Here is a 26461-nt window from a genome sequence, read left to right as displayed (position 1 = left end):
ATGAGGGCGTGTGGTGTAAAGGAAACATCTGTCTCTACGAAGGACAGGATGGAGGTTCGAGTCCTCCCACGCCCACAGACTCACTTTCCGGTCGGCGGCACAAGAACCTCGGGCTTCCCGTCAGGTCATTGTGTTCCGCATCGACGTTCTAAACGGAAACCACGCAATCATAGCTAAGAGGTAAAGCATCCTGCAAGACAGGAAAACGTCGGTTCGAATCCGGCTGATTGTCCCGATACTGTTAGCTCAGATGGGTAGAGCAGTTGACTACGAATCAACTAGTCCCGGGTTCAACTCCCGGACAGTAGCGATCATGGCGAAATGGTATACGCACCGGTCTAAGGAACCGTTGTCCGCAAGGACGTGTGGGTTCAAATCCCACTGATCATGGCATGGCCCGCCACACTGGCCTCCCTAGCCTCCTAAGCTAGACTCAAACCGCCCAAAGAAAGCGAGGGCGACTCGTGCAAGCCGGAAGCGCCGGATCGATTTACGTCAATCCGAGCGCTTCAGCACAATCACCACCCGCGGAAATGCGGATACCGGTTACGGAACGATGAGAGAAGTCAGGAACCGATCGGCTCCCTTGCGATGTGTGTCTCGGATGCACTCGCTACGGTGTTGCTCGCCAACTGAACCATCTCATCCGCCTGTCTCCTCAAGCATTTCCCCGTGGCTGATTGTGTGGCCGATCGACTCGTCCGAGCTTCCTGCGGGCACCTCTATTTCATTCTCACGCGTCGGCTCGTAGTCGACGCACCAACCGAAAACCAAAACGAACCATACATCATGCAAATCATCAAACGCATCTACATCCCGTACGAGTATGTAGGTTTGAAGTTCCGTGATGGTCGATTCGTCGAGCTGCTCATGCCGGGGCGCAAGTGGATCTTCGATCCCTTCGGACGCACCACTGTCGACATTGTTTGGCAAGGGAATCCGTGGATCGAAGTCTCCAGCTCACAGCTACGGCAGCTTCGCGACGAAAGCGTGATCAGCGACCACGCTGATTTCATCGACCTGAAGGACAACCAACGGGCTCTCGTCTGGCTCGACGGTCGTTTCTACGGAATTCTCGGACCCGGCCTCTACGGATACTGGAAAACTCCGGTAAAGACTAAGGTCGAAGTTGTCGATGTTGAGAGCGTCCGTTTTCAACACCCGCAGTTCGATATCATCACCAAGGACAAGGACGTCGCCGTCCACCTCAACATCCACGAGATTGAAGACGGTGGAGTCGGCGTGCTCTACGTTGACGGTGAATTCGAAGAAATCCTCAACCCGGGGCGCTACGCATTCTGGAAGAACACTCGCAAGGTCCGTATCTACGCATACGACCTGCGCGAAAAGATCCTCGATGTGACCGGACAGGAAATCATGACTGCCGACAAGGTCACCCTGCGCCTCAACGCCGTTCTCAGCTACTTCCTGAAGGACGTCCGAAAGGTCGCAGAGTCCTCGGAAAACATCGGACAAGCGCTCTACCGCGAGATCCAACTGATTATCCGCGCCGAAGTCGGTGGGCGAACCCTCGACCAGCTGCTGGCCGATAAGTCCACCGTGGCCAACGAGGCCCTCAACGCAATTCGCGCCAAGGCCGCCGATTACGGTGTCGAAGTCAAGGGACTGGGGATCCGTGACGTCATCCTACCGGGTGATATGAAGGAACTCCTGAACCAAGTCATCGAGGCCGAAAAGGCCGCCCAGGCGAACAACATCAAGCGTCGCGAAGAAACCGCTGCCATGCGTAGCCAGCTCAACTCGGCCAAGCTGATTGAGCAAAACCCGACCCTGATGCGCCTGAGAGAACTCGAGTCTGTCGAAAAGATCACCGAAAAGGCCAACCTGCAAATCTTCGTTGGAGATGGGCAGGAGCTGAGTAAGCGAATCGTCAAGCTCATCTAATCAAGCCCCGGAGCCACCCGCTCCGGGGCTTTTTTTGGTTTAAGAATAAAGCCAGATGACCGCTGAGCTTCGGCGAGCGAAGCCATAAAGAGGAGAAAGCATCATCTGGAGCGTAGAGTTAGCGAAACGCAGACATAACCGTTGGAGTACCGGATTTATCCGGAATGCGAAGGAGCGGTCGGTCCGCCGAGAGGCAGCATAATTCCGGATAAATCTGGTACTCCAACAAAGACCACTGCATAAGAATATACTTGCAGGAGAAGAGTCCAGTGTCCTTCCCTGATTTCACGGCACTACCTTGTACAAAAGTCGAGCGAGCGAGACCGTCTGAAAAACGCCCACAAATCGAGCGCGGAATTCATTCCGCCCCGCATGCCCGTCAGCCGTATCGCTTTGGATCCCACGAACGACGGCTCCAACGGAGCGGATTAAAATCCGCGGTCCAGCGAAACGCAGCCGAATCCGTTGGAGTACCGGCTTTAGCCGGAATGCGTTGGAAGGGCCCCTCCGAGAGGCTGCATGATTCCGGATAAATCCGGTCCTCCAACAATGGCCCGCAGTCTGACAAAGAACCTCTCCCGCTTCGAAATTTACTTTTTCTCCTCGATGAGCTGCAGGAACCGCGTCGCCTCGGGCCAGTATGGAGAATCCTTCGTAAATTTACAGAACACCGCAAAGGCTTCGCTCGCCTGCGAGTAATTCCCTAGCTGAAAATTCGCCATCCCGAGATAATAGTAATTGTCATAATATTTGGGGAGCTCTTCCACGAGTTGCCCAGCATTCACCACCGTCTTCTCCCAATCCTCTTCATAAAAGGAAGCTCTTGTCTCGAAGTACAATTTCTCCGGGGGTCTTACCCGTTCCCGCATCGCCCGGATCCACTCGGGATCGAGAACAAAGTCATCCGGCATCACAGCCGCCAAATTGAAGACAAATCGGAAATGACTCGGCTCCTGATTGATTAGGCTCAGAGCCATTTCTCTCTGAAGGATCTCCACTGCCTCCTCGGCGGCGAACCGATACTCCCCCTCTAGTCCGCAACGCCTCAGCGCTCTAATATATTTCGAAACGACCGCTTCGCTGAAGGCGGTTTCCACGGAAACCGTCTTCAAATATCTCTCAAGAGGTGCGACTTCATCGCGTGACAAATAGTATTCGATCACGTCACCTTCGTATACGTTAAATGAAGCCACCTTTTTGTTTGCATCGGCAATCGCCTCAATATCAAACGCTTCACCCGTTCTAAGGCGTACGTCCAACTCGACCGAATTCATGAACTCCTCACAAGAGGGAAAGGACCCAAGCTCCCGAATCGCCATAAACTGAGCCAGAATGAAATCCCTCTGCTCAGGATTATCCAAATCCGAAGCAAGAGTTAAAAGAAAGGCTGCAAAAAACGCTGACTCGTCATCATCTACATTTTTCAGAAGTGCAGGTGCCATTTCAGGCAGCCTTTCCCAAACCTTCGCCGAAAGGTCCAAATCCCGCGACGAATAACGGAATAAACTACTCCACAACAAAAGTGACTCACGGTCATAAAACCGATTGACCCAATGATATTTGATGAACGCCTTCAGATCCGGACCCGCCCAGTATTCAGCCACGTCCTGCCCCAGATAACTTTCTTCCGGCAACGCAGCCTCTTCGGGAAAAGCCTCGATTACTTCACCAAAGGCTTCACCCAAAATCCTATCCATAGGTTCCAATTCGCGAGCAGCCTCAATCGAACGAATGATTCCCAAACGAATATTGCGATATTGCAGGTCCCGGTTCCTCCCTAGGCTCGAAGCTGCCACTTTCGCCATATACTCCTCCGCAACCTCGAAGTTTCCTTGTTGCAGCAGTGCATCAAAAGAAACCATCAAAAGGCCCGGGATCACCTGATGGAACCGAGCCTCCACGATTATCTCGTCCAGAAACCCAAGAACCTCTTCCTCTGATGTAAGATTCAATTCGCAGATCTGCAGTAGATCCTCCTTCACATCCCGGCCGTAGACAGCCGTGGGCTCTGTGTAGAAACGGGTGGTCTTCAACTCGTTCACCAAATCCAGATTCTGCGAGAAGGCCAACGACACAAAATCGACCCAGAATCCAAGAGCTCGAATCTCCTCAGAGAATGCCTCTTTTTCATAGATCGACTGCAAATACACATGAGCCTCCTCGACCGTCGCTGTGGTTTGTGGGATCATCTGGATCAGTGCCGAAAAAGCCCACTCCCTCTCCTCAAGGTCCAGACGCGGGTCTTTCGCAGCAATAGCAAGGAAATAGGTTTGCTCGAAGATACTCTCCCCCGGATAGGACCCGTCTTCTAGCATGAAAGCGACACGATCCGGACTATAACTCGCCAAATCCATGCCAGGCATCCACGACAGCCAATCGGGAGCATCCTGCTCAAGCCAGTCGGAATACGTGGCTTCGAAGACGGCGACAGACCGCTGAAACTCTTCAATCTCCTGCAATCGAACCTTAAGGGTATTGGCTATCGCCGAACTGTCATAAGGAAACTGCGAGATATAATCGGCGAGCAATTCTTCCTCTTCATCAAACTGACCGTCTGCCCGTAATACTCTAGCCAACACATTAACCGTGTAGACGTAATTTTCTCTTTCGACCGTATCCAACTGCCCCTTAAGCCGAGCGATCCATTCATCGAGCTCGAGGTTCAGCCTAGTGGCGAAGAGAGCCCCCAACCGTTCGATCGTTCGATAAATTGAGTCTTCTGGTGGATCCACCTCGAAATACTCTTCGACCAATTCCATTGCGGTCTTCTGGTCCCCTGCTTCGTCAAGAGAAAGGATCGTAAAATACAAACTGTTTCTCCACACAGAGTCGTTTGCGATGGGAAGTGACTCGAACATGGCCACAACGAGATCGTTCGCTTCCTCCACCGCATCGGGGAACTCGTCATCGCCCAATCGTATCGTTGCCTGCACCTCGGGGACAAAGTAGCTATCCCATCGGGCGGAGTTGATTAGCGTCTGATAAATTCGGAAAATCTCCTCGCGGTCATGAGCCTGAAGAGCGGTGCCCAATTCCCCACCGAGCACACTGAGATCTTCGATTATAGGGACGACATGACCGGACTCGGGAATCGCTTCTCCCTCCCATGCCAAGGCCAGAGCTTCCCACTCCGGCCACCAAACCTTCTGGCGGCTCCAGAGATCGCGGAGAGTCCCCGCTTCCCGATGATCATTCCACCGACGGAGTTGATCGATCGCGGGGTTCGTTTCCTCCACGTCGGCGATGATCGGATAGATCCGTGCTATCAGTGCCTCCGCCTCATTGAGGTCGCCATTCTCCAAATAGATGTAGACGGCCCGGACCAACTGGACGGCCATATCAAGATCTTCCGCCAAAAGATCTTCCACGGATAAATAAATCTCCAAGGCCTCATCAAATTCGCCGGCCTGTTCTCGATTCAGACCCGCTCGGCCCGTCAAACTGTCCTGCCAATTGGCCCCGAGATCTGCCCCCATCAAACCAAGAAAAACCGCATACTCCTCATCCACTTCATTTCGACGGTTATGAAATTTCGCCCTAAGGAAACGCAGCTCGACAAATTCGTCCGACTCTTCGGGAAATCTCTCTCCGAGGTTCAAGACGTAATCCAGGGTATCGTCTTCCGGCAGCTCATCACCCATCTCCCTCCAATCCAAATAAAGCAACGCTTTCCAATACGCCTGCGGAAACGAAGCATCACCGGGGTTCTTCAGAACCTTCGTCAACGCCAACCGAGCGGCATCATTCTTTCTCCATTCCTCCTCAGCCTCATCCATGTCCTCGGTCAACTCCTCTTGCGTTCTAGCGTCTTCCTCAAAGCTCTCCTCATCCCAAAACTCCGGACGATTCTCGCGAAGATAATCATGAAGGTCGCTTTGTATTCCTTGATAGGTGGCCGTAAGGTCCTGAAATTCCCGAATCGAATCGAATTCCGACCGACTCGCCAGAACATCGTCTCCGTACTGGACCTGCTCCAAGGCACCCAGCAAGCGCACGGATCGCAGTGAACCCTGCCCCCTTTCCATCCACTCGACGGACTGAGCTTGGAGAGCGCCGATCATATTTTCTACAAAATCCGGATTCTCGTCGACGACCCGCTGCAAGTATCCGGAAAATTCATTCCCAAGATCCCCCTCCATCGCCAACTCGGACATGGCTCTCAGGTAGTATTCTCTCTCCCGCTCAAGGAGTTCGAATGCAGCCCAGTATCGTTCCAGCGCCTCTGTCGGATTCTGATCCTCCAGCAACTGGCCTACTTGATAGTTCGCCCACGCGCGTCGATAATCACTAAACCGCGAATCGTCCGCCAAACTCTGAAAGACTCCGAGCGCCTCCGCATTCTCGCCCAAGTCCAGCAGGGCTACCCCTTCCAAATAGTAGACCCATCCGAGACTTAACGAGTCGAGCCACCCCTCTCCATCCCGAATCAATTTCCGTGCGCTCTCCAAGGCTTCCGCTGGCTTGTCCTCGTTCACGAGGATCCATGCAAGCCGGATCCCGACCTCAAACTGAACCTGGGGATCCTTAGGGAACCATTGCCCCGCAAGCTCCAACGCTCGCTTCCGTATCTCATTGTCAGGACCCTCCGGATACAGCTGATCCACCAAATCGATTTGCCCCCGCCCCGTCGGCATCATCTCCATTTCCAAAGTCCGACCGTCATCCGGACTTTGGCGCATGACCATCGGGCGATCCGCCCCTTCGCCAAGTCGAATCTGCTGGTCAATCCATGCATCCGTCGCATCTACCGCGTTAAAGAATGAGGTAAACTGCCCCGGATTCACGAGGGGATCGCTGGTCGCAAATGAGACTTCACCCGAAACGGAGGCGGCTTCCGCATCGAATGACCATTCACCCCTCGACGAGAAAGGGGGCGCGCTCACGGAGAAACTACCTGGAATCGAAACCGGCCAGTAACGATCCGGCAGGTCGACTCGGAAGGTAACGTCAACATGATCCGCATCCAAAAACGCCGACCGCGTCACCGAGTTATCCGATCCCATATCCGGCAACAACCAGTCGATATCCGGCCAGCCCAGATTGACCTCTCCCTGTTCCCCGGCTTGCACCAGCGAAGTTACGAGATAGGCTCGCATTTTAAACGGCTCGTGAACGTCATCCGAAGATTCGATCTCAAAATCGATCACGTCCGCCTGAGGGAAGAAATAGCGGACATACTTGCGAACCTCCCGACGGACATACTCATGATCCTCGCCCTCGAATCTCTTGCGAAAATACGCGGAGTAACTGTTTTCCGCGGACAACGAAAACCATCCGGAGAGCATACCCGCGTCGTCTAAATCCAGGTCAAATTCATAGTTCAGGATCTCCGGATCCACCTGCGGAGTCTGGACCCATATTCCGGAAGAGGTCTCCGGCTCGATCATCAAAGCCGGACGGTCTGAGTTGCCCAGAGTAATCAAGCCCGGCCAACCATAGGACAAGGTCGGATCGCAAAAGATCCGGGTGCCATCGGGAAGGATCGCCGTAACAATCGCGTGGTCAAAGTAGCGATAATCCGGCGCCCGTCGATCGACTCGCCCCGCATGATCGGTATTGATCAGAGTCAGGTAGGCGTCGATTCCATTGGCCTTCAAAAGGAGGCGGAGAAGATTCGATTTATCCTTACAATCTCCAAACTTGTTGTTCCAAACGCTTTCCGCCGATTGCGGCTGAAACCCTGCATAGCCAAAATCGATACTCGTATACCGAACGTCTCTCGCCACTTTCTCGAAAAGCACCTCCAGCACCTCCTGAGGGCTCTCCGCATCAGAGACCCATTCGCGGGACTCCGCCAACAAGCTTTCCGGCAGCTCAGAACGTTCCTCAAGCAGTTCACCATACCAAGCCGCGAACGCATCCCAACTCTCCAGAGTGGTGACATAGTTCAAAGGGCCCGTCTGAATCAGAGGCGCATCGCGGGCCTCCCAATTCCGGTTTGTCAGCGGAGAAGCCTCCCAGACAAAACGCTTGCGCCCATCCTCCCCGTCCAGGTCCTCTCGGGGCGGAACCGGGGCTCCCAACGTATAGAACTCCAACCGCTGAGCCAAAGACTGGGGAACGTCCAGCAGAACCCTCTTCCGATCCGTCTGCCAAGAACTCGTCCAGATCCAATAATCCGAAAACTCACCGGGGATACGCCCCTCCCGGCTTTCCCGAATGATGATCGAACGCACGATCGCCCCTTGTTCCAAACCGGGAAAGATGAGCAGCAGTTCTTCCCTACCACTGTAAATCCCCCGGTCGGCGTCACGCTGCGGCGTCTGATGGATCATCCCCTCCTCCTGCACAGGCAGTTGCCGCCCGTCTTTCTGAATGGTTTCGGCAGTAACGACGTAGATCTTCTGTGTATCGGGACGAAACCGATACGTATCCTCCCCTAGATAGCGCAGGTTTCCGTCCGTTAATGCAGAGTAGACCCGTTGAAAAACTTCATAAATCGTCCCGTCCTCAGCTACGTAGACGACGGAATCATTGAGCAAGATCACATTATCCGAGATGGCGGGGTCATACTTCGTCAGATCCACGGTGGACAGATCGAATGGAAGTAGCAGAGGCTCGATCCGCTCGCGCACCTCAGGCGGCCACCCAAGTATGATGTCGTCGGCAGAGGCATGGGCGGAATACACTCCGCAAAGAACTAGAATAAGAAAAAAGACAGATCGAAAACGGGTAATCACAATAAAAAAACCTACTCTAAAAACGGATCTTTCAAAAGCCGGAAAACGAAGAATCCGCTCCACCTCGTTGGTTTACTACGCCTACGGCTAAACCCAGAAGATCAATCCCACCCCAGCGAACCCAGCACCACCACCCTACGAAACCGTCGCTGCCGTTCCAACGGGGCGGATTGAAATCCGCGCTCCAGTAAATGCCTCCGGGACTCCAACAAAGACCAGCAACAGCAAGGAAACTCCCCTCCCAACCCCGACCTTTGCTCTTGCCCCGGAACCGTCCTCTCCAATCATTGGAAATTCATGAAGCGTCTCTCCCCTGCCCTCGCGATTCTTGCCCTTTTCTTCACCGCCTGCTCCCCGGATTCCGGGTCCGGACCGACTGCTGATTCGGAGGTCCCGACGACGGATCCAACTGACGACGCACTCGTCATCGCCCTCGATCAGGAAGACAATCTGGTCGATTTTGTCCGCGTTGTCCCCGGAGACCGAATCGAGCGTATCGAATTTGCGGCCCCGGAGAACGGCGACCCGATCTTAATCATTGCCAGCGGCAGCAACGTCATGGAGGGATTCGGTTTAGCCCAAATGCTCGTAAGCTCCAGCCAGCAGGAACAAATGATCGGCTACGTCTCTGCGGATATCGAAGACGGCGTCGTCACCGGACTCTCCGGTAATTCGCTGAGCAGCCCAATGGATTTTGACGAGCGCTTCGCCGCTGTCATCGCCGAGGCTCGCTCCATCGAAAATCCCGTCAATCAGGAAAGCACGACCATCGTCCGAGAAGATCGCTACAAAAGCGAATGGATCGAGGACGAGAATGGAAACCTCCGTCCTCCCGAACTCTCGGAAGGCGAAGCCGATTTTCTCAATCAAGTCGCCGCCGCCATGGAATCGGGGAACTACGAAGACTTGGCCGCAATCGGACCGACAGACGAACCCGAAATCGCCCAATACATGATCGACGGACTGAAGAACTTCGCCCCCTTTGACTATTCCCACTACGAATTCGCCCGGATTGATCGAGAGCACCCCGACAATCAGGAAATCTTCACCTCCTACGACGGCCAAGCCTACGACTTCACCATCGAACCGGTCTACACCCTCGACCTCGTCATCCAACAATCCGGCACCTCCTATCCGATGAGATACGGTTTGAACGTCGGAATTCAGGACGGGGCACTCACTCTCGCCTACTGAGGCGGAGGCGCGCTAGGGCGCCAGATTCGGCCCAAATCACGACAACATCGAAGGTGCTTTTCACCAAGTAGTCGCTCAGCTTTAGCTGCGCGACCGTCAAGGTTCCCAAGTCACTGCACAAACTTGGGAACGCCGAGTCTCTCCGTGAGGCTAAATTTCTCTCGCCTCCCGCCTGCACCGCAATTAGAACTTGCTTCATACCAAGCCCCCAACCACTTCTCGGCACCCTCGCCATTCTTTCGCTCCCTTCCCCACCTCAATCCCGCTATCCCCTCTTAAATCGCACTCCTTTGAATTTCGCGAACAACGATAGCTAGCCAGATCGGTAAGAGTTTTAAATCCTTTTGAACTCATTCGATGAAGCTCGCAAAACGTCTCCTAATCCTAGCTCTTGTAGTCGCTGCCATTGGCCTCTTTACGGGCACCCTGATTGGCTATTCTTCGATCTGCGTGCGCTGTTTAGAGGAACGACGAGGGAAGGAGATTCGTATCTTTGGTATACGTATTTCGGATAAGCAAAAGAAGGTGGAAGGGAATTCCAGTCAGATTAACACGTTGAGTTTGCCGCCAATCCCCATGGGCAGAACAGAAACCTTTAACCTCATTCTCGAACAACCGTGCCAGCACCTCTTTAAACGAAGAGGGTTCGGCCGTAGCGGCATTCTATCCGGTGGGGTCGCGTGCGGGGTCTATGGTGAGGGACAATGGGCCGAGCCACGACTGTATGCGATGTCAGCATTGGACCATCTCTATCAGAGAGTCCCCGACCTCCGGTTGGCGCGAGAAACCTACACCATTATCAATGATCTCTATCCGGCCGATACCCCTATCAAGGATGCTTATTACGAAGAGAGCTTTCTTCAAAGAAACCAATTCTCTGCAGCACTCAATATAATCGACAGCCCCGAACAATGGGAAGAAACCCTGAGGTTTTTCGAATCCGGCTCCGATCAGGAGATTTTTCCCTTTGTCCACGATACGGAATTTCTTCTCCAGACTCTTGAATCTTCAGATCCGATTATCCGTCAGACAGGTTCATACTTGCTATCGACTCTACCCCAGAAACCGACCGAAGATGTGCTAGCCCTCATGCTCGGAAATAACGATCCCGAGGTAGTCGAGCAGGCAACTACTCATATCTTGGCAAACAAACGCTTTGATCTGTTCGGCGAAATGCTACGCGCTCAATCCAGGCCATTGCCGGATCGTCGGTATACCGACTTCGACCAAGAAGATTTGGAACCGCTGTTTTCGCAAAAAGACCCCGTGGTGGATGCTTTTGCCTACCAGGTCGTCTCCGAAAACCTCCAAATGGAGATGCTACCCCAAACCCTCCGACGATTGAACGAACAGGATTCGCCTCAAGGAAGAGCCGCAATCGAAACCCTACTCCAGGGCCCTACCCCTCTCAACGGAGGCGTTGACGCATGGGCGCGTATCGAGGTCTTGGAACTGCCAATGGACGAGATCATGGAGATTATCGATCTCGGCACAAGCTCCAGGCAGAAAGATCCTCGAAAGTGGAAATTTTTAAATGCCGTCAAAACACTTGCAATCAAAGGAAGCGAAGAGGACTGGGAATTTCTTCAATCGATCTACCTCAGTAGGGTTATGGATGGAGTGAACCAGAGTTATGGTGCCGTAATGGCGAAGGCCTTGATGCAATTGGACCCGGCACGCACCCGTGAGTTTCTGGTGGATGAGTTAATGCAGAGCGACGACCATCATCGCCAATCCGCTGCGCTCGCCGGGATAGGCTTAATCGCCGATCCCCATTTCGAACCGATTGTTGTGGAGTTCAGAGACAATCCACCCGAAGCATCCTCCGATAACCCATATCCAGCTAAATCAATATTCAAGAATCCATACTACGCCCGATAGCTCGAATACGCCTATCATCGATCTGCGGGAATCCACCGTTGGCGCCTAATCAAGGACGCCAACCAGCAGTTCGTTCTAGATGAAAGTTCGAGCGGCCCGTAGAAAATCCTCCGCCTTCAGCAGCCCCAAACCCCACAACCACGAAATCGCTCCTGGCCTCAGCGAGATCTACAGAACCTAAGCGCGGCGACTGAAGTCGCCGGTCCTTGTTGGGGAGCCGTTGCTGAGCTTCTCGGTTTTCCGACTTCAATCGTTCATCCTTATCCAGAGGAAAAGGAGAAGAGCCAGCAAAGCTGGCAACCGCTTATATTCGCTCATGAACGCTTATGGGAGAATGATTGGATGGCTTGTCTGAAATTGGGGTTGTTCGCTATCTGATCAGCGGAGATAAGCGAAAATAAGCGGTCTCCGGCTTCGCCGGTCTCTTTGGTTCCGAACTAACAGCCAACAATCCAGCACCTCCTATCCGATGGGATACGGTTTGAACGTGGGAATCCAGGACGGGGCCCTCACTCTCGCCTACTGAGGCGGAGGCCAAAAGGAGACTGAACCCATTGAATCACAGAGAAGAAGTCCTTTTCGCGGAATCCGATCAACTGCGGAGAGCAAATCTCAGCAACGCCGTAGCCTAAGGGACAGGCTCACTCCCTCGGAAGAAAGACACCCCGTATTGCAGATGCATCTCGGACGCAGAGTTGAATGTGGGTTTTCGCTTGGATCTGCGCACCGGGATAAAGTTCGGTTCCTTCAGTAAACGCCCCGCGAACGGTGGTGAATGTCTCAACTCTATCCTTTTTGCGCAGTTCGTGTAGATGATTAATCACCGCGCAGTCCAGATATCGCTGCACAAGATCGGAATCGGAATCGTGACCTTTACGGTTCTCGGGCATTTCCGCATCCGCCTTTCCAAAGATCTCCACAAGACTGTTGTAGGCCACCCTCACGAGACGGAGTGAAGTTGCCTCGGTCAGATCAAGGCAATTTCCAAGATCAATCACCGCACCCACGACAAAAGGATCTTTAACGTGTTTCTTAAACTTCGGATGTCTGGCCATAAATCGGGCCCACTCGAGGGCTCGTTCGGGATTGTTCTCCCAAAAATAAATCCCCTCGCCCAGCCAATCGTGAGCATTCCGACTAGCCCTAAAATCCGATTTCCCTGCAATCAGAGATTCTCCGACCTCACGGTCACATCCATGAAATCCGATAACAAAAGCACCCAGCTTCATCCACCATACTTTTTCGTCAGCTTCCCATCCTTGCGGATGAATCCATTCTTATGGAGGTACGAGCGCGCTACTTTTTTACTCGCAACCAGCTTCTTACCCACCGATTCGAGAGATTTTGCCTCTTGGCGAACCTCTTTGTCGGATGTCCTCGGAACTACGACGGTCATACCAAAAACCTACTCGATCTCCTCAGGCGTTCAAGGACATTCCTTTTGTCAGCGGCTCCCAGTAGTCACTCAGCTTTAGCTGCGCGACCGTTAGGATTGCCGTTCTCATCCAGAATTCCGACAGGGCCCATGGGCTCGCTCAATGCCTAAAAGTTCAACGTTCTCATCCACCAACTTCAAAACCTCCAAACGTCAAAACCTCCAGCCACCCCAACAGGGCCTCCCTACCCCAGCCCGCCAGGGATGGTAAAAAAACCGCAAATTCCCCTCGACCCCGCCCTGCACCGCAATTAGAACTGCGCTCGTGCATTACCCGCTCCCCATTTTCACCCGCAGTTTCGCGCTTCTGGCTTTCCTTTTTCTCGCTGGCTGCGGACCGAGCGGCCCGCAGGAGGTCCGCAACGACGATTACGAGAAACCACCCCGCCCGGACTACGCCCTTCGCCAGCTTCTCGGTATCCAGACCCTCCGCGCGGAGTTTGAAATGCCTGGGAATATGAAAACCTTCCGGGTCGGCCTAATCTACATCGAAGACGGCCAGGTCACGGCCAGCGAATGGCTTTCCGACAACGGACTCCACACCATCCACGCCGACGGGAAACGCGAATACGCCAATACCCTCCTCGCCGAATTCATGGCCGGAAAAGTCAACGGCGAGTGGAAGGAACGCCTCCACGTCACCCCCAGCTTCATCACCGCAAACCACAAGGCGAACGCAGACTTCTGGCAAAAGTTCGAAAGCGCCGACCTCCGCACCCGCGGTTGGAACAATCAAATGCAGTTCGAGAAGTTTGGCGACTTTCAGGCCCTCGCGGCCATCTACGGGTCAAAGGAAAACGTCGCCAGCGGTCCGGTTGAAAATCTTTTGCGGGATATGGATTTTCTCGCCCTCCTCGTCGTCGACTTCTTGCCGGAAGAGATGGACCCTTCCGAAGGGCCTATGGTGTATCCATCCGAGGACGAGTTGCAGGAGGTGATTGTTGGGGAAGTTGGAGGGGAGTTGTGAGAAAAGTGAAAGATCTTAGATTTCCAGCTGTGTCCGGATTCATTTCGGACTATCTTTATATTTTGCGTTTGCACCCTCTGTCATACCCAACCTTATTGAGGAAACCAGAGAAGAGTTAGTGAAATGTCGTAATTTACTAAACATTTCACCTCTTCGAATAGTTCTTCATCTTCAGAGAAAGTGCGTTCGGGGAACCATATTTCCGGCTCTACGCTTTCTGGTGCACCTTTCGTTCGCCCTTTTGTTGTAACCTCTTCGGTCAGTGAGTGTCTTGGGACAGAACTACCATTTGGTAGAAAATAGTATTTAGCATTTTGACTCCGAGCACTCCAATTGATGACTCCGCTCGATGAGGAGATCAGAACTACTGGCTGCCTACTTAATTCGACAAAGCGTCTCGCAGTGGAAGTGAAACTCGTCTGGAAGTGTGAAGCTAGCTCCATTATGTATTCAAAACTCGGGTCACGTTTGTGGAAATTAGAAGGTATCAGTGACTTTGGCATCAGTAACGTTGCTGCAAACCAATTTGCTTCAGCCTCTTCTGGAGATCGTCCATAGTCTTGCAGGTCTTTTGCGGTGCAAAGATAGCCTTGAGTCACATTTGTATGCATAACCCAATGGCCTAACTCGTGCGCTATTGAAAACCTCTGGCGAGACGGCGACGTGATTGTTTTATTTAATCGTATCACACCTCTGCCATTATCACACTTGAGCAGCCACGCATCAGCATTGGTAATGCCGCCATATTCGATGTCGACTCCGAGTGCATAGGCTAGATTCTCGATGGGGAATGTAGGATCATCGATTGTAAATCGTTGCAAAAGTCCGAAAGAACAAGCTTCAGCACCTATGTAATTTGGATCACGCATATAATGATGAACGTTTCACTTCCCCCGAAGAATTAGGTCTTTATATAAGCTCTCCCATTCCTCTCGACTCAGCGATTTGAAATTACGTGCAGCTAGTGGTATGTTTTCAGTTCCCCCGTATTTCTGGGTAAGCTCTGCGATAATCTGTTCCTCGCTGAATTCGGACAAATCGACGATAGTGCTTTGTGTTTTATTTCTGAGCACGTGGTCTGCCTGCGAGAAAATTATTTGGCTCGTTAGGTCTTGTTGTATTTGAGGAATCTCAGAATCCATCTTTGCCAAGTCTACTCCATTTTCACTGAGAAAGTCAGCGAGTTCAGCTGGGTTCATTGCATCAATTTCGTCTTCTGTTGGCTGTGCATGATCAATGAGAAAGTGCCCGGCCTTCATATGTTTGTGGTTTGATTTCATTTTTTTACATTTCTTAACAATTGATCTTTTAGAGAAATAGCTGCCCGACTGACTCTCTTGAGAATTACGTCATACTGTTGAGGAGTGATTTCAAGCAGAGCTGCCAACTCACTTCTATCACTCCAGCCTTCGATCACTAATTCGAGTAGCGCGAATTCTACGCCCTCAGATTTGAATTTAAGTTTAGTTTGGGCGAGGAGCTCCTTGTAGAATTCGTTTTCGTCTTTCTGTTCACTTGTCTCTGCTGGATTCTTCGTATTTTCAACCTTTGGCTCTGAAATTCGCGCAGACCCTTCTTCGTATCCAGATGTCGCAATCTGAACCAGGGTAGGATTAGTCTTCTGTTTCTGAATTGTTCTGACGTAGTTATCAATATGACGACGCAACAAACAGTAGACCGCTTCTCCATCGTTTATGTCTTCGCATTCAACCAGTCGAGATAAGGCATGCTTGACCAATTCCTGCGCATCCAGCTTTTCAATAATACGACCGTTCTTAGACGGCCCTTTTCGCTTATTAATTACTGTGATCGCGTACGCAGTGAGCTTTGCATATGCCATCGCGAAACCTCCTCTATGTGCGAAGAGCTTATCGAAGTCGGGCGGTTTTCCTACATTCATTTATTCGAGGTGTAGATAAGAGGTTAGCGAGTGTCAAAAATGATTATAGCCTCACTTAGGACTACAAATCGTATGTTTGCCAAATCTTTCGAGGATTTTTCGGCGAAGCGTGATGAGCCAGTCCTAAGTGAAGGTGATGCCAAATAAAAACACATCCGAGGCGCGAGAGCGCCCATCCTCTGGCTACAATATTGAGGTAGCTGACAAATCATTGGCCTTTCGGCCAATTTCAATCGAAGACGGCACACCTACGGGGGCGCAACTCGCTTCTACTGCCGGAATTACCAATACAAATGCCGCAATCGTGCTGTCTGTTCTAGATGACGGATCGCTTGAGGATATATCGCCTCAGGAGGTGGTAAACCTAGATGAGAGTGTGAGAAAGTTCATTATCGTGGAGAGTGATCGAACATACCGCTACGTTTTGAACGGCCAGCGCTTCGAGTGGCCATGCGCAGTGATCACTGGCGGTCAAATTCGTAAGCTAGCGGACGTTCCAAGTGATCATATACTGTATCTCAAGCTGCGCAAAGAGGCAGATCGCGAGATTAAGGATCATGAGATTGTCGATCTAGATGCCTCAGGCGTTGAAGACTTCTATACTGAGCATCAAGTTTGGCTGCTGAATGTCCAAGGCGTGAAGGTTGAATCTATAACACCAACCATCCTGACTAAAGATGCTCTAGAGCAAGCAGGGTTTGATACTACGGCTGAGTGGCAGATCTTCCTTAAGATTAAAGGTGAGCCGAAAATGCCTATTACTATGGACACGATTGTGGATCTGACTCGGCGCGGTATCGAGAAAATCCGTCTGACGCCTAAGGCGGTGGATAATGGTTCGGTATCGACGGAACTCCGCCGTGAGTTTGATCTGCTCCCAGGGGATGAGGCTTATCTCGATGAGAACCATGCCCTATGGGAGACGGTCCTAGATGGACGGCGGCGATGGATACTAATCCCAGACTATCAGTTGCCTGAGGGATATACAGTATCGTCTATAGTGCTAGCGATGGATGTTCCTCCGACTTACCCGAAGGCTCAAATGGACATGTTCTACACTAATCCTCCTCTCGCCCTGACTTCTGGGCGTGCGATTGCAGCGACTCAGGTCCATGAACAAATTGATGGGACAACATTTAGTCGTTGGTCACGTCATCGTGGACCTGCCTCAAAGTGGAATCCCAATACAGACTCAGTCGTGACTCACCTAGCTCTTGTAGAGGGAGCGATTCTCAAGGAGGTCGAAGGATCATGAATCTAGGATCTCGACTACTAATCGCGGGTGAAATGCATGCTCGCTTAAAACAGCACCTTTTGCCTGGTGATGGATACGAATCCGCTGCAGTGTTATTGTGTAAGCGAGTGGAGAGCTGTCCGGAAGGCGAGCGGTATCTCGCTCGCGAGCTGATATTAGTCCCTCAGGATCAGTGCCGCGAGCGCAGGCCAGAATATATTTCATGGTCTGGTGAGTATCTGGAGACCGCGATTGATCAAGCCGAACAGGAGAGTCTTTCAATTCTGTTAGTGCATTCGCACCCCGGAGGCTTTTTGAGCTTCTCGGACACTGATGATGACAGCGATTGCAGTGTTATCCCATGCCTTCACCAAGCAATTGAAGTTCCTCATGGTTCTGCAATTATGGTAGGGAATGGCGCGATGCGCGCACGCTTTTATCAACCCAGTATGGAAAAGCAGGAAGTGTCGCTGGTTTCAGTGATCGGCGATGATATTGCCTATTGGTGGGGAGATAAACTCCATTCGAACAGTTCGTTAGAACGTCCAGTCGCATTTACTTCGCAGATGACTGTAGAATTGAGTCGCCTCTCTGTCGCGGTTGTCGGGGTCTCAGGCATTGGGTCTGTTGTCGCTGAGCAACTAGCTCGCCTAGGCTTTGGTGAAATCGTGCTAATCGACTTTGATCGAGTCGAATTTAAGAACTTGAACCGCATACTCAACTCAACAGTTAATGATGCGGAGCAGGAGCGCCTAAAGGTTGATATGTTTGCTGAGTCGATTGTATCGCATCGGGGGTGCGGAGTGGTTGAGGCGGTTTCAGAGTCTATCTTAACCCGGGAAGCCGTTTTAAGGGTCTCAAAATGCGACGTCCTCTTTTCCTGTGTAGATTCACTGGAGGCTCGACAGGTGTGCGACTTGATTGCGAGCCGCTTCTTGATGCCTCTATTTGATGCAGGTGTAACGATTCCGACTCGAAAGACTCAGTCTTCATATGCCATCGGAGACGTCTGTGGTCGTATTGATTACGTAAAACCTGGAGGGGCAACCCTCAGTGATCGAGAAGTGTATACGCCCGAGAGTCTCAGAACTGAGTATTTGCGGAATGCGGATCCCGTTGCACATGAGCAAGAGCTCAACGATGGATACATTAAGGGCGTGCATGAGGAAGCCCCCGCAGTGATTAGTTTGAACATGCGTGCGGCTACTGCGTCTGTGAACGAGTTTCTCGCTCGGGCTTATCCCTTCAGGCACGATTCAAATGACAACTATGCGCGCACCCGTTTTTCATTGGCGGCGTGTGAGGAAGAGTATGAGGCAGAGGGCAGCTTCATTAAATCAGAGAATGTAGAGTTGGCCTTGGGTGATCGAGAGCCTTTACTTGGATTTCCATGCTTGGGGAGGAAGCGAACTAGATGATCCAACAATTCATTCGTCGGCTCATATCTCCATTCCTTTCACGTTTTTCAAAGAAATGGAGATTGGTGATCGTCGAGGGAGATAGTTTGCCGGACAAAATCCCCCAAAGAGTGCTCGTGCTTGCTCGGGATGGACACGAAGACTGGTGCGTCGGTATGAGGTGCCCCTGTGGCTGCCAGAAATTGATTGAATTGATGCTTATCCCAGAAGCCTCCCCACGGTGGACTTTGATGACTGATTCCAAGGGCAGACCGACATTAAAACCGTCTGTTTGGCTTAAGGCTGGTTGCCGATCTCACTTCTGGCTGAGGAACGGGCAGGTGGAATGGTGTCGGGACAGTGATCAGGCTTAAATTGGGATCAAACGCAAAATATAAAGATATGCCTCAGCGTGATTTACAGAACCTAAGCGCGGCGACTGAAGTCGCCGTTCCTTGTTAGGCTAGCAGTTGCTGAGCTAGTCAGCTTTCCGGCTTCGCTCGTTCATCCTTCTTCAGAGGAAGAGGTGAAGAGCCAGCGAAGCTGGCAACCGCTGATATGCGCTTATGGACGCTTATGGGAGTATGGTTCGAAGGCGTGACCTGGAGTAAAGAGATTCTCAGAATCATTCATCGGCGTGAATCCATGTGCATCCCTGCAGAGCGATATTCCGAAACAGCTGATTTTGGCATGGATGGACAGGATGCTCAGGATGGGGATCACCCAATGCAAAATCGATCAATCCTCCGGTCCCTGTCCCCGTATTTTCACCCCACGAACAACGGCTCCAACGGGGCGGATTGAAATCCGCGGTCCAGCGAAACGCAGCCAAAAGCGTTGGAGTACCGGATTTATCCGGAATGCGTTGGAAGGGCCCTCGGAGAAGCAGAGCGGTTCCGGATAAATCCGGCCCTCCAGCGGGGATTCCTTTCGAAGGTTTGACTGAGCAAGATTTTCTATACATTCTTCGACCATGCGCTACCTCGCTTTACCGGTCGCCTTTCTGTTTTTCTCAATCGCCTCACTTTCGGCGGAAAGTCCGATTTTCGACGAACTCTCGGTAGCAGAGACCCATTTCAAAATCACCATGGATGACTATCCACTGGAGGTCACAAAACAAGGCATTACCCTGCGAGCAGTCCACGACACCGTCACGCGTGTAATCAGCCCGGAAAGCAAACAAATCAACGACTTTGCCTACCGCACATACCACTTGGAATTTGCTTTCAAGCAAAAGTATAGAATCAAAGGTAGTCTTGCCGTGATTGAGTTCTTCGAAGGTAACGATCTGATCCATTCCATTTCGCTGGATAGCCCCAGTCGGAAATTAGCAAAACCAAACGAACGGCTCAACGAAACCAATTTTTTAGCAATCAGCCTCGAAGGTGTCCCTCTGGTCATGCTGGATTCGATTGATCGCATCAACTTACGCGAGTCCGACTGATAGGATTCGGAGCACGAGATCCCGGAATTATCTATCGCCACTCGACGCGGGTTTTTAAGATCCGCTTAAGAACCTATCCATTCTTTCCTGTTCGCCCATGTGCTACTCGACGCGACGGTTGGTCGAGGCGGCGAAGTTGGGACAAAAGGGAAGAGGTCGAACAGACAATCTAAAGATATGCCTCGGCGAGAGCCGCAGAGCCTACGGGCGGCGACTGAAGTCGCCGGTCCTTGTTGGGGAGCCGTTGCTGAGCTTCTCGGTTTTCCGACTTCAATCGTTCATCCTTATCCAGAGGAAAAGGAGAAGAGCCAGCAAAGCTGGCAACCGCTTATATTCGCTCATAAACGCTTATGGGAGAAGGGTTGGGAAATCTACGGAGAATCGGTCCTGCGAGGTCTCTCCCGGAGTGCACAGAGGTTGCCAAGAGGCAATCATATCGTTCGACTACATCCTTATCAGGTAAATCTTTTCAAAAAGAACCTCTCCGATTGGAGTCAACCGACAGAACGTATGGCAAACGAAGCAGAAAAGAAGCACGACTCCGCCATCGATCTCGGAACTCGCCTCGAATGGACACCGCTTAAACGGGGTGGTTGGAATATTCAGACACGCGTTTTGAAAAAAGTGTCTTCGAACCGGATGGCTTTCAGACCGGCTCAACAAGCTCTGCGATTGATACTCTTTGCCATCGTTATCGGCTTTTTCCCCATTTTCGCTTTCACAATTCCGAGAATAAATGCAGGGACCCTCGAAAACTCCGCCAGCTTATGGGTCCCGTTGACTTTCAGCTCGCTATTCAGCGGCTTCGCAGGGTTTCTCCTTTTTTATTGTGTGCGTCCAGTCGTGTTTGATCGAGATCTCGACTGTTTCTGGAAAGGTTGGAGGAAGCCTACAAACCGACATATTCGGGCGAGGTTGAAAGTCTGCGTAGACTTCAGGGAAATGGCAGGTCTCCAATTACTATCCGAAACATGGAAACACGGAAAAATCCGGGAACACTATACCAGTACCGAGCTCAATCTCGTACTGAAGGATGGCCGACGCATCGGGCTGGTTGACGATCATCGGACTAGCGAATTGAATCAGGAGGCAAAGCTCTTGGCCGAATTCCTTCAGGTCCCCCTTTGGAACAACAGCTTCTTCTAAACGCACGAGAAACAAGATTATAATGAACCTCACACCGCCTACCCTCTTTCTTGCTCTTCTGGTGTTCTCCGGCACCACACAGCACGCAGATACGGCCACATCCCGACAAACCGCTGAGGAATGGACCAAATACATCGAAATCGATGAAAACCCCGAGGCAGTTCGTGAACGGTTCCGCTCCGAGGGAATTCCAACGAATTTTGCAGAACTCTTGGGAGAGCGGCCACCCGACAACGAGAATGGTTGGATTCTTCTCTCCGAATGGATCGAAGAATACAGGAAACCAATCGACGAAGCCTCAGAATTCGCAGAGCAAATCTTGGAGGAGTCTTCCGATCTCGAAAGAAATCCCGACTGGGAGAACTCCGCTCTTCCATTTCTCACCGATCCATGGGTTCAAGAGGCTATGAAGGTCTTACAGACGACTCTCTATTCGCCTGAATGGTTTCCGATTCGCAACTGGGATGAAGGTTTCAGTATGATCATTCCCGAAGTTGGATCAATGAGGCGCTTGGGACTAGTTCTCTCGGTCGCCCAACGATACTCACTAACTCATCCCGAACAATCTCCCTGGACCTCCAAGGAATTGTTCGATCTGCAAATGCGGCTGGCCCGAAGATCATCCGACGAACCTCACATAACCTCATTTCTCACTGGTCTGGCTCTTTTGCGAATTCCTCAGAACGATGCGCGTTGGTTTTATTCCGAATTCTCATCAATACCGCGAATGCCGACTCTCGATATAGAATTCTGGCAGGACCAACTCTCGAATGCATTGACCGGAGAAAGGCTGACCGGTGAGATTTCTTTTCAGCAGGTGCGAGATGGCGACGAATCCCTTCTCTCCTGGCTTGGTGTGCTGGATGAACCCTCGGGACTTTCCGACCTCATCACATTGTGGCTCGCGAAATTTTTGATCTATCAAAGCGCTTCGACGGACGAGGACCAATACATGAAAATGATGGAAATGGCTCGGCAGGTGAGATCCGATGAACTCTTGAGCAAAGTGGTTCACCAATACAAGATCGACGATCCGATCTCAATTCCGTCCATTCTCGTTCCCGCCATTGGAAATTTGGAGATTTCCCTTCAAAAGAGGATTACGGCATTCAACGCATGGCTCATTGCTTTCGAACTCGAAGAGTATAGGTCTGAGAATAAACAATATCCCCCCAACCTAGAAACTCTCAGCATCGCGAAACCGGTCCTCGAGACATTCCACTATCTGCCTGGGTCGGCGCAAAACTCCTACATCCTGTACCCACTGAATCCGGATTTGGCAGAGGATGCGCTTGAGGATGATCAAAGCGTCCTAGTCTGGTTCTCCCCCAACCTCAGCATCGAAGAGGTGCAGCAACTCGTAGAGGGGTCGCAATAATCTCGGGCAGCGCAAACCAGATCCTTATTTTCTCTTATGGAGCCCCAAAAGGCGTCCGAGAGGCAGATCGGGCCGCAGCCTGAAGGCAGGCGCTACAGGGGATTCCCTCTAACAACTTGATCTAGCACGGAGACTCATCTCTGATGCCTCCATGCAAATCAGGAAGCTTCCGACTCTGCTCGTCTTTGCCCATAGCAGGGGTCACAACGGACAATATAAAGATATGCCGCAGCAAGATCCGCAGAACCTAAGCGCGGCGACTGAAGTCGCCGTTCCTTGTTGGGGAGCCGTTGCTGAGGTTCTCGATTTTCCGACTTCAATCGTTCATCCTTCCTCAGAGGAAGAGGTGAAGAGCCAGCGAAGCCGGTCTCTTTCGGTTTCCGGACCGACACCAATGAGGTCCGTCTAATCAAATAGGTTTCTCGTTAGAGATTGTAAGATCTCGCAAGGAAATAGCCTCCCCTACACCGGTGACGCGTCCATCGAAATGAGGTCCTCGGGAGACTCAATCTGGGCGCGCACATTCTCTCACTGAGGGCTCAGAGGTCACAGAGGGTCCCGAGAGGCAGCGCGGACGCGGCCTGAAGGCTCGCGCTCCCGGGGATTCGGAAGAGTTTGACGGGAGATGATTGAAGAAGGAAGGATTCAGACTTTCCGGATAGCCACTCGTCGCGGAATTTCTCCGTGAGCTTTGTGCTCTCTGTGAGAGGCTATGCGTAGGAGTAGACTCGAAGGTAAGGCACGCCTGAGGGGCGTTCGTAGAATTTACTACGAGGCAGCGTGCCGAGAGGGAGGAGCTGGCACGGGCGAGTGATCGCCCGCACTGATGCTCCCATGCCATCTAGTTGCAGTGGAGAGATGCGGACAAACGAAAGCCGGGCCAATTTCAAAAGAAACGGCCCGGCTTTGTCGGTTAAAGTAAATCGGGGAAAGCCCCGAGAAAACCAAATTGAAATCAATTAGCCGTCAGGGACAAAGCAAGGCTCTCTCCGACAACAACCGTTAGACTTTCACCAACCGTTACCTTGGAAAGGTCAAAATCTTTACTCACACTGACCTCTTTGCTGCTGCCATCGGGCAATTCAAAGGTGACTTTGCGATTCTTCGTATCAATGGCGGAAACAACCGCAGTAATTTGGCTGGTTTCGGCAATGGTGCCTGAACCTCCGTCTGAGGAGACCATGATTCCTCCATCATCTGAATAACTCGGTGGCACTTCATCGCCAATGAAGACGGCAACGGCCTCCGTTAATTCAGCCTGAACGTCATCGCCAACGCTAAGCTTGGTCAAGTCCAGCGATTTCGGAACATTGAAAGTCTCTTGTTCACCGGTATCATCGGATTTCAGGGTTACCTTCCGGTTCTTGGAATCGATTTTAACGATGGTGGCGCTCATCGTAATCGTATCAACCTCCATAGCACCTCCATTCAACGTAACAACGTTGCTGGTCTCCGTTCCTCCCATGTCGGGCGTTCCGGTGTTGCAAGCAGTAAGCCCAATTGATGTAGCCCCGATAACGACGGGAAAAGCGATTTTTGATAGTAGTTGATTCACTTGTAGGATATTATTTTAGTTAACTTTGAGAGCGGGTTATTTATCCGTAAAAAGTATATCAAGACGGCTCCAGAAAGGCTATAGCCCTTTAGGGCAAAGAACATAGCACCGGGTGCATCAATTCTTTGGAGTTCGACGGCGGCAAAAGACGACTCGCACTCCCATACCTCAGAAGACGCGACCCAATTCACAAATTCTCTCACTGAGGGCTCAGAGGCCACAGAGGCTCCCGAGAGGCAGCGCGGACGCGGCCTAAAGGCTCGCGCTCCCGGGGAGAAGGAAGAGTTAACCTCGAAGCGCCCTCCTTACGGGAACAGGCCACGAACCGCTTTCGCATTGGCCACCTTTCGAATCCCCAGCGCCAACGCCGCTTCACGGCGGCTGCAATTGAGCGCTTTCTTCTGCTTTTCGATTTCATTTTTCGCGCGATCGAGAATGACATACATTTTATTCAAGACTTCGTCTCGAGTCCAATAAAGGCTCTGCAAGTCCTGGACCCACTCGAAGTAAGAAACAATGACCCCACCACTGTTACAAAAGATATCCGGGATAATTTCGATCTCATCGTTTTCTTTGAGAATCTCGTCCGCGAGAATATTCGTTGGTCCATTCGCGGCCTCCGCCAAGATCTTACACTTCAGGTGAGGAGCGTTGTTTTCATCGATCACACGCTCCAAAGCGGCGGGAATTAAAACGGTGCAGTCCAAAGTCAGGATCTCTTCGTTGCTGATTGGATCTCCGCCTCTCCAACCTTGCAGAGAGCCGTGTTCACGGGAGTAGTTCAAAGCATCCCCGATATCCAATCCCTTCGGATTGGTAAATCCTCCATAGTAGTCACTGATCCCCGTCACCTTGATGCCGAAGCTTTCGAGAGCGACAGCGGCCTCCGAGCCGACATTCCCAAATCCCTGGATCACAGCAGTCGACTCCCCCAAAGAGAATCCCAGATCCTCCAAGTAAGAATGGACCAAATAAGCCACTCCGTGTCCGGTGGCCTCTCGACGTCCCTCAGAACCGCCGAGACTCACAGGCTTACCCGTCACAATTGCTGGAACGGCATTCCCGACCTGATTGGCGTAGGTGTCCATCATCCACGCCATTACCTGCTCATTCGTTCCCATATCGGGAGCCATGATGTCTGTGCTCGGTCCGATGAAAGGAATCATCTCCTGCATGTACCTCCGAGACAGACCTTCCAATTCATTGCGGGAGAGCCGCATCGCATCAACACAGACCCCTCCCTTGGCTCCTCCATAGGGAAGGCCCGTGATCGCGCACTTCCAGCTCATCCACATTGAAAGAGCCGCGACCTCACCCAGAGTAACATTCGGGTGAAAGCGAACACCTCCTTTCGTCGGTCCCATCGAAAGGTGATGCTGCACCCGGTATCCTTCGAACAACCCGACATCGCCATTGTCCATCCTCACGGGGCATGAAACGGCCATACAGCGTTTCGGATACTTGGTTCGCTCCACAAGATTCGGGTCCATTTCAATCAATTCAGCAGCAATATCGAATTGGCGGCAGGCCATATCAAAGACCTCGGACTTGTAGATGCTTGATTCCATATTCAAGGATTCTATGAAGGTACCCGAAAAAGACAACGCCTACCCCTCCAAAGTTTGCGAACCTGAGGTTCTTATCAGTCCAGGCAGACGCCCAGACCTACCCTCCCCTTTCTGGGATCTCTCGATCCTCCGGCTGATAACACTTACACTGGGCAAAACGCCCCCCCCCTTGCAAAACGCAACGGGCCGCCTCGAGGACATCAGCAGATCGAATCATCACTTCCTTCACCTCGAAGATTTCGACCAACCCTGGCAATGCCTCAATAATTTGGATACGATCCTCAATTTTCGTTTTTCATTGCAGCCTCCAACTGGCTGAGACTCTGTCCGCAAAACTCCAGACGGAGTGATTTCAAGTCTCTCTCGGAGCATAACGAGCCGGCAGATTCTGCGGAGAGGCAACGCGTACGCGACCTGAAGGATCCAGCTCCTGGGGATGCGGAAGAGTTGAAAGTGAGATAATTGAAGAAGGAAAGATTCAGACTTTCCGAATAGCACTCATAACAGGCATCGAGAAAATTTCTCCGTGCGCTTTGTGCTCTTTGTGAGAGGCAATGCGTGGGAGCGGATTCGAAAGTGCCCCCGAGGATCCGTAGATTCCGCTGAGAGGCAGCGCGGCGACTGAAGTCGCCGGTCCTTGTTGGAGAACAGTCGCTGGCTTCTCAGTTTTCCGCCCTCAATCACTCATCCTTATCACCACGAACGGGGGGGGAAGAGCCAACCAAGCTGGCAACCGCTGATCTTCGCTCATGACCGCTTACGGGAGAATGGTTGGGA

At 51.8% G+C, this 26461-nt stretch carries 19 protein-coding genes and 4 tRNA genes; 15 read left to right on the top strand and 8 right to left on the bottom strand.

Annotated features, from left to right (window positions below; genetic code table 11):
- Positions 1-4 precede the first annotated feature (4 nt).
- The 5 genes from H5P30_RS05200 to H5P30_RS05180 all read left to right on the top strand — a co-directional run bounded on the left by H5P30_RS05200 (position 5) and on the right by H5P30_RS05180 (position 1905).
- Positions 5-75, top strand: a tRNA-Arg gene (locus tag H5P30_RS05200).
- Positions 76-163: 88 nt separating this feature from the next.
- Positions 164-232 (top strand) — tRNA-Leu (locus H5P30_RS05195).
- Positions 233-235: 3 nt separating this feature from the next.
- A tRNA-Arg gene (locus H5P30_RS05190) sits at positions 236-306 on the top strand.
- Between the two features lies 1 nt (position 307).
- Positions 308-390, top strand: a tRNA-Leu gene (locus tag H5P30_RS05185).
- A 399-nt stretch (positions 391-789) separates the two neighbouring features.
- Positions 790-1905 (top strand): slipin family protein, encoded by a 1116-nt coding sequence (locus H5P30_RS05180; protein ID WP_185691895.1) that lies wholly within the window; start codon positions 790-792, stop codon positions 1903-1905.
- A gap of 590 nt (positions 1906-2495) precedes the next feature.
- Here the strand turns inward: H5P30_RS05180 and H5P30_RS05175 are convergent.
- Positions 2496-8534 (bottom strand): DUF3857 domain-containing protein, encoded by a 6039-nt coding sequence (locus H5P30_RS05175; protein ID WP_185691894.1) that lies wholly within the window; start codon positions 8532-8534, stop codon positions 2496-2498.
- A gap of 348 nt (positions 8535-8882) precedes the next feature.
- On the opposite strand from H5P30_RS05175, the gene H5P30_RS05170 reads away from it, so the two are divergent.
- Positions 8883-9779 carry a hypothetical protein gene (locus H5P30_RS05170; protein ID WP_185691893.1) on the top strand — a complete coding sequence of 299 codons (897 nt, stop codon included), beginning with the start codon at positions 8883-8885 and terminating at the stop codon, positions 9777-9779.
- 357 nt (positions 9780-10136) lie between these two features.
- Positions 10137-11660, top strand: coding sequence for a hypothetical protein (locus tag H5P30_RS05165; protein WP_185691892.1), 1524 nt, complete (start codon positions 10137-10139; stop codon positions 11658-11660).
- 641 nt (positions 11661-12301) lie between these two features.
- Here the strand turns inward: H5P30_RS05165 and H5P30_RS05160 are convergent.
- Positions 12302-12889, bottom strand: coding sequence for a hypothetical protein (locus H5P30_RS05160; protein ID WP_185691891.1), 588 nt, complete (start codon positions 12887-12889; stop codon positions 12302-12304).
- Complete coding sequence (locus H5P30_RS05155; RefSeq protein WP_185691890.1) at positions 12886-13056, bottom strand: hypothetical protein; 171 nt, start codon at positions 13054-13056, stop codon at positions 12886-12888. The genes H5P30_RS05160 and H5P30_RS05155 overlap by 4 nt, the downstream gene beginning before the upstream one ends.
- A 304-nt stretch (positions 13057-13360) precedes the next feature.
- On the opposite strand from H5P30_RS05155, the gene H5P30_RS05150 reads away from it, so the two are divergent.
- Positions 13361-14062 (top strand): hypothetical protein, encoded by a 702-nt coding sequence (locus H5P30_RS05150; RefSeq protein ID WP_185691889.1) that lies wholly within the window; start codon positions 13361-13363, stop codon positions 14060-14062.
- A gap of 92 nt (positions 14063-14154) precedes the next feature.
- Here the strand turns inward: H5P30_RS05150 and H5P30_RS05145 are convergent, their stop codons facing one another.
- Genes H5P30_RS05145 through H5P30_RS05135 form a run of 3 tightly spaced genes read right to left on the bottom strand, consistent with a single transcriptional unit; the run spans position 14155 to position 15962 of the window.
- Positions 14155-14931: an ImmA/IrrE family metallo-endopeptidase gene (locus H5P30_RS05145; RefSeq protein WP_185691888.1), complete on the bottom strand. Its 777-nt coding sequence runs from the start codon at positions 14929-14931 to the stop codon at positions 14155-14157.
- 15 nt (positions 14932-14946) lie between these two features.
- Positions 14947-15342 carry a hypothetical protein gene (locus H5P30_RS05140; protein ID WP_185691887.1) on the bottom strand — a complete coding sequence of 132 codons (396 nt, stop codon included), beginning with the start codon at positions 15340-15342 and terminating at the stop codon, positions 14947-14949.
- On the bottom strand, positions 15339-15962 hold the full coding sequence (locus H5P30_RS05135) for a hypothetical protein (RefSeq protein WP_185691886.1): 624 nt from the start codon (positions 15960-15962) through the stop codon (positions 15339-15341). The genes H5P30_RS05140 and H5P30_RS05135 overlap by 4 nt, the downstream gene beginning before the upstream one ends.
- 136 nt (positions 15963-16098) lie before the next feature.
- Here H5P30_RS05135 and H5P30_RS05130 point away from each other — a divergent pair, with 136 nt between their 5' ends.
- The 7 genes from H5P30_RS05130 (at position 16099) to H5P30_RS05105 (ending at position 22561) form a co-directional block, all read left to right on the top strand.
- Complete coding sequence (locus H5P30_RS05130; protein WP_185691885.1) at positions 16099-17217, top strand: multiubiquitin domain-containing protein; 1119 nt, start codon at positions 16099-16101, stop codon at positions 17215-17217.
- A 32-nt stretch (positions 17218-17249) separates the two neighbouring features.
- Complete coding sequence (locus H5P30_RS05125) at positions 17250-18614, top strand: ThiF family adenylyltransferase (protein WP_221774282.1); 1365 nt, start codon at positions 17250-17252, stop codon at positions 18612-18614.
- Entirely contained in the window at positions 18611-18967 is a 357-nt protein-coding gene (locus H5P30_RS22425) for a ubiquitination-like system serine protease family protein (protein ID WP_343075428.1), read from the top strand. Before H5P30_RS05125 ends, H5P30_RS22425 begins: the two co-directional genes overlap by 4 nt.
- A 184-nt stretch (positions 18968-19151) precedes the next feature.
- Positions 19152-19397, top strand: coding sequence for a hypothetical protein (locus H5P30_RS05120; RefSeq protein WP_185691883.1), 246 nt, complete (start codon positions 19152-19154; stop codon positions 19395-19397).
- 169 nt (positions 19398-19566) lie between these two features.
- Complete coding sequence (locus tag H5P30_RS05115; RefSeq protein WP_185691882.1) at positions 19567-20037, top strand: hypothetical protein; 471 nt, start codon at positions 19567-19569, stop codon at positions 20035-20037.
- Positions 20038-20979: 942 nt separating this feature from the next.
- The gene (locus H5P30_RS05110) at positions 20980-21183 is read left to right on the top strand and encodes a hypothetical protein (protein ID WP_185691881.1); all 204 of its coding nucleotides are present in this window, start codon (positions 20980-20982) and stop codon (positions 21181-21183) included.
- Positions 21184-21205: 22 nt separating this feature from the next.
- Positions 21206-22561 carry a hypothetical protein gene (locus tag H5P30_RS05105; RefSeq protein WP_185691880.1) on the top strand — a complete coding sequence of 452 codons (1356 nt, stop codon included), beginning with the start codon at positions 21206-21208 and terminating at the stop codon, positions 22559-22561.
- A gap of 955 nt (positions 22562-23516) precedes the next feature.
- Here the strand turns inward: H5P30_RS05105 and H5P30_RS05100 are convergent.
- Together H5P30_RS05100 and H5P30_RS05095 are read right to left on the bottom strand one after the other, a co-directional pair.
- Positions 23517-24116, bottom strand: a complete 600-nt coding sequence (locus tag H5P30_RS05100; RefSeq protein ID WP_185691879.1) for a hypothetical protein — start codon at positions 24114-24116, stop codon at positions 23517-23519.
- A 305-nt stretch (positions 24117-24421) separates the two neighbouring features.
- A complete protein-coding gene (locus H5P30_RS05095; RefSeq protein WP_185691878.1) occupies positions 24422-25684 on the bottom strand; it encodes a Glu/Leu/Phe/Val family dehydrogenase in 1263 nt (420 codons plus the stop codon).
- Positions 25685-26461: the final 777 nt, after the last annotated feature.

Origin of the sequence: Puniceicoccus vermicola, assembly GCF_014230055.1 — a bacterium.
GTDB lineage: Bacteria > Verrucomicrobiota > Verrucomicrobiia > Opitutales > Puniceicoccaceae > Puniceicoccus > Puniceicoccus vermicola.
This window is presented reverse-complemented; position numbering and strand designations above follow the sequence as displayed.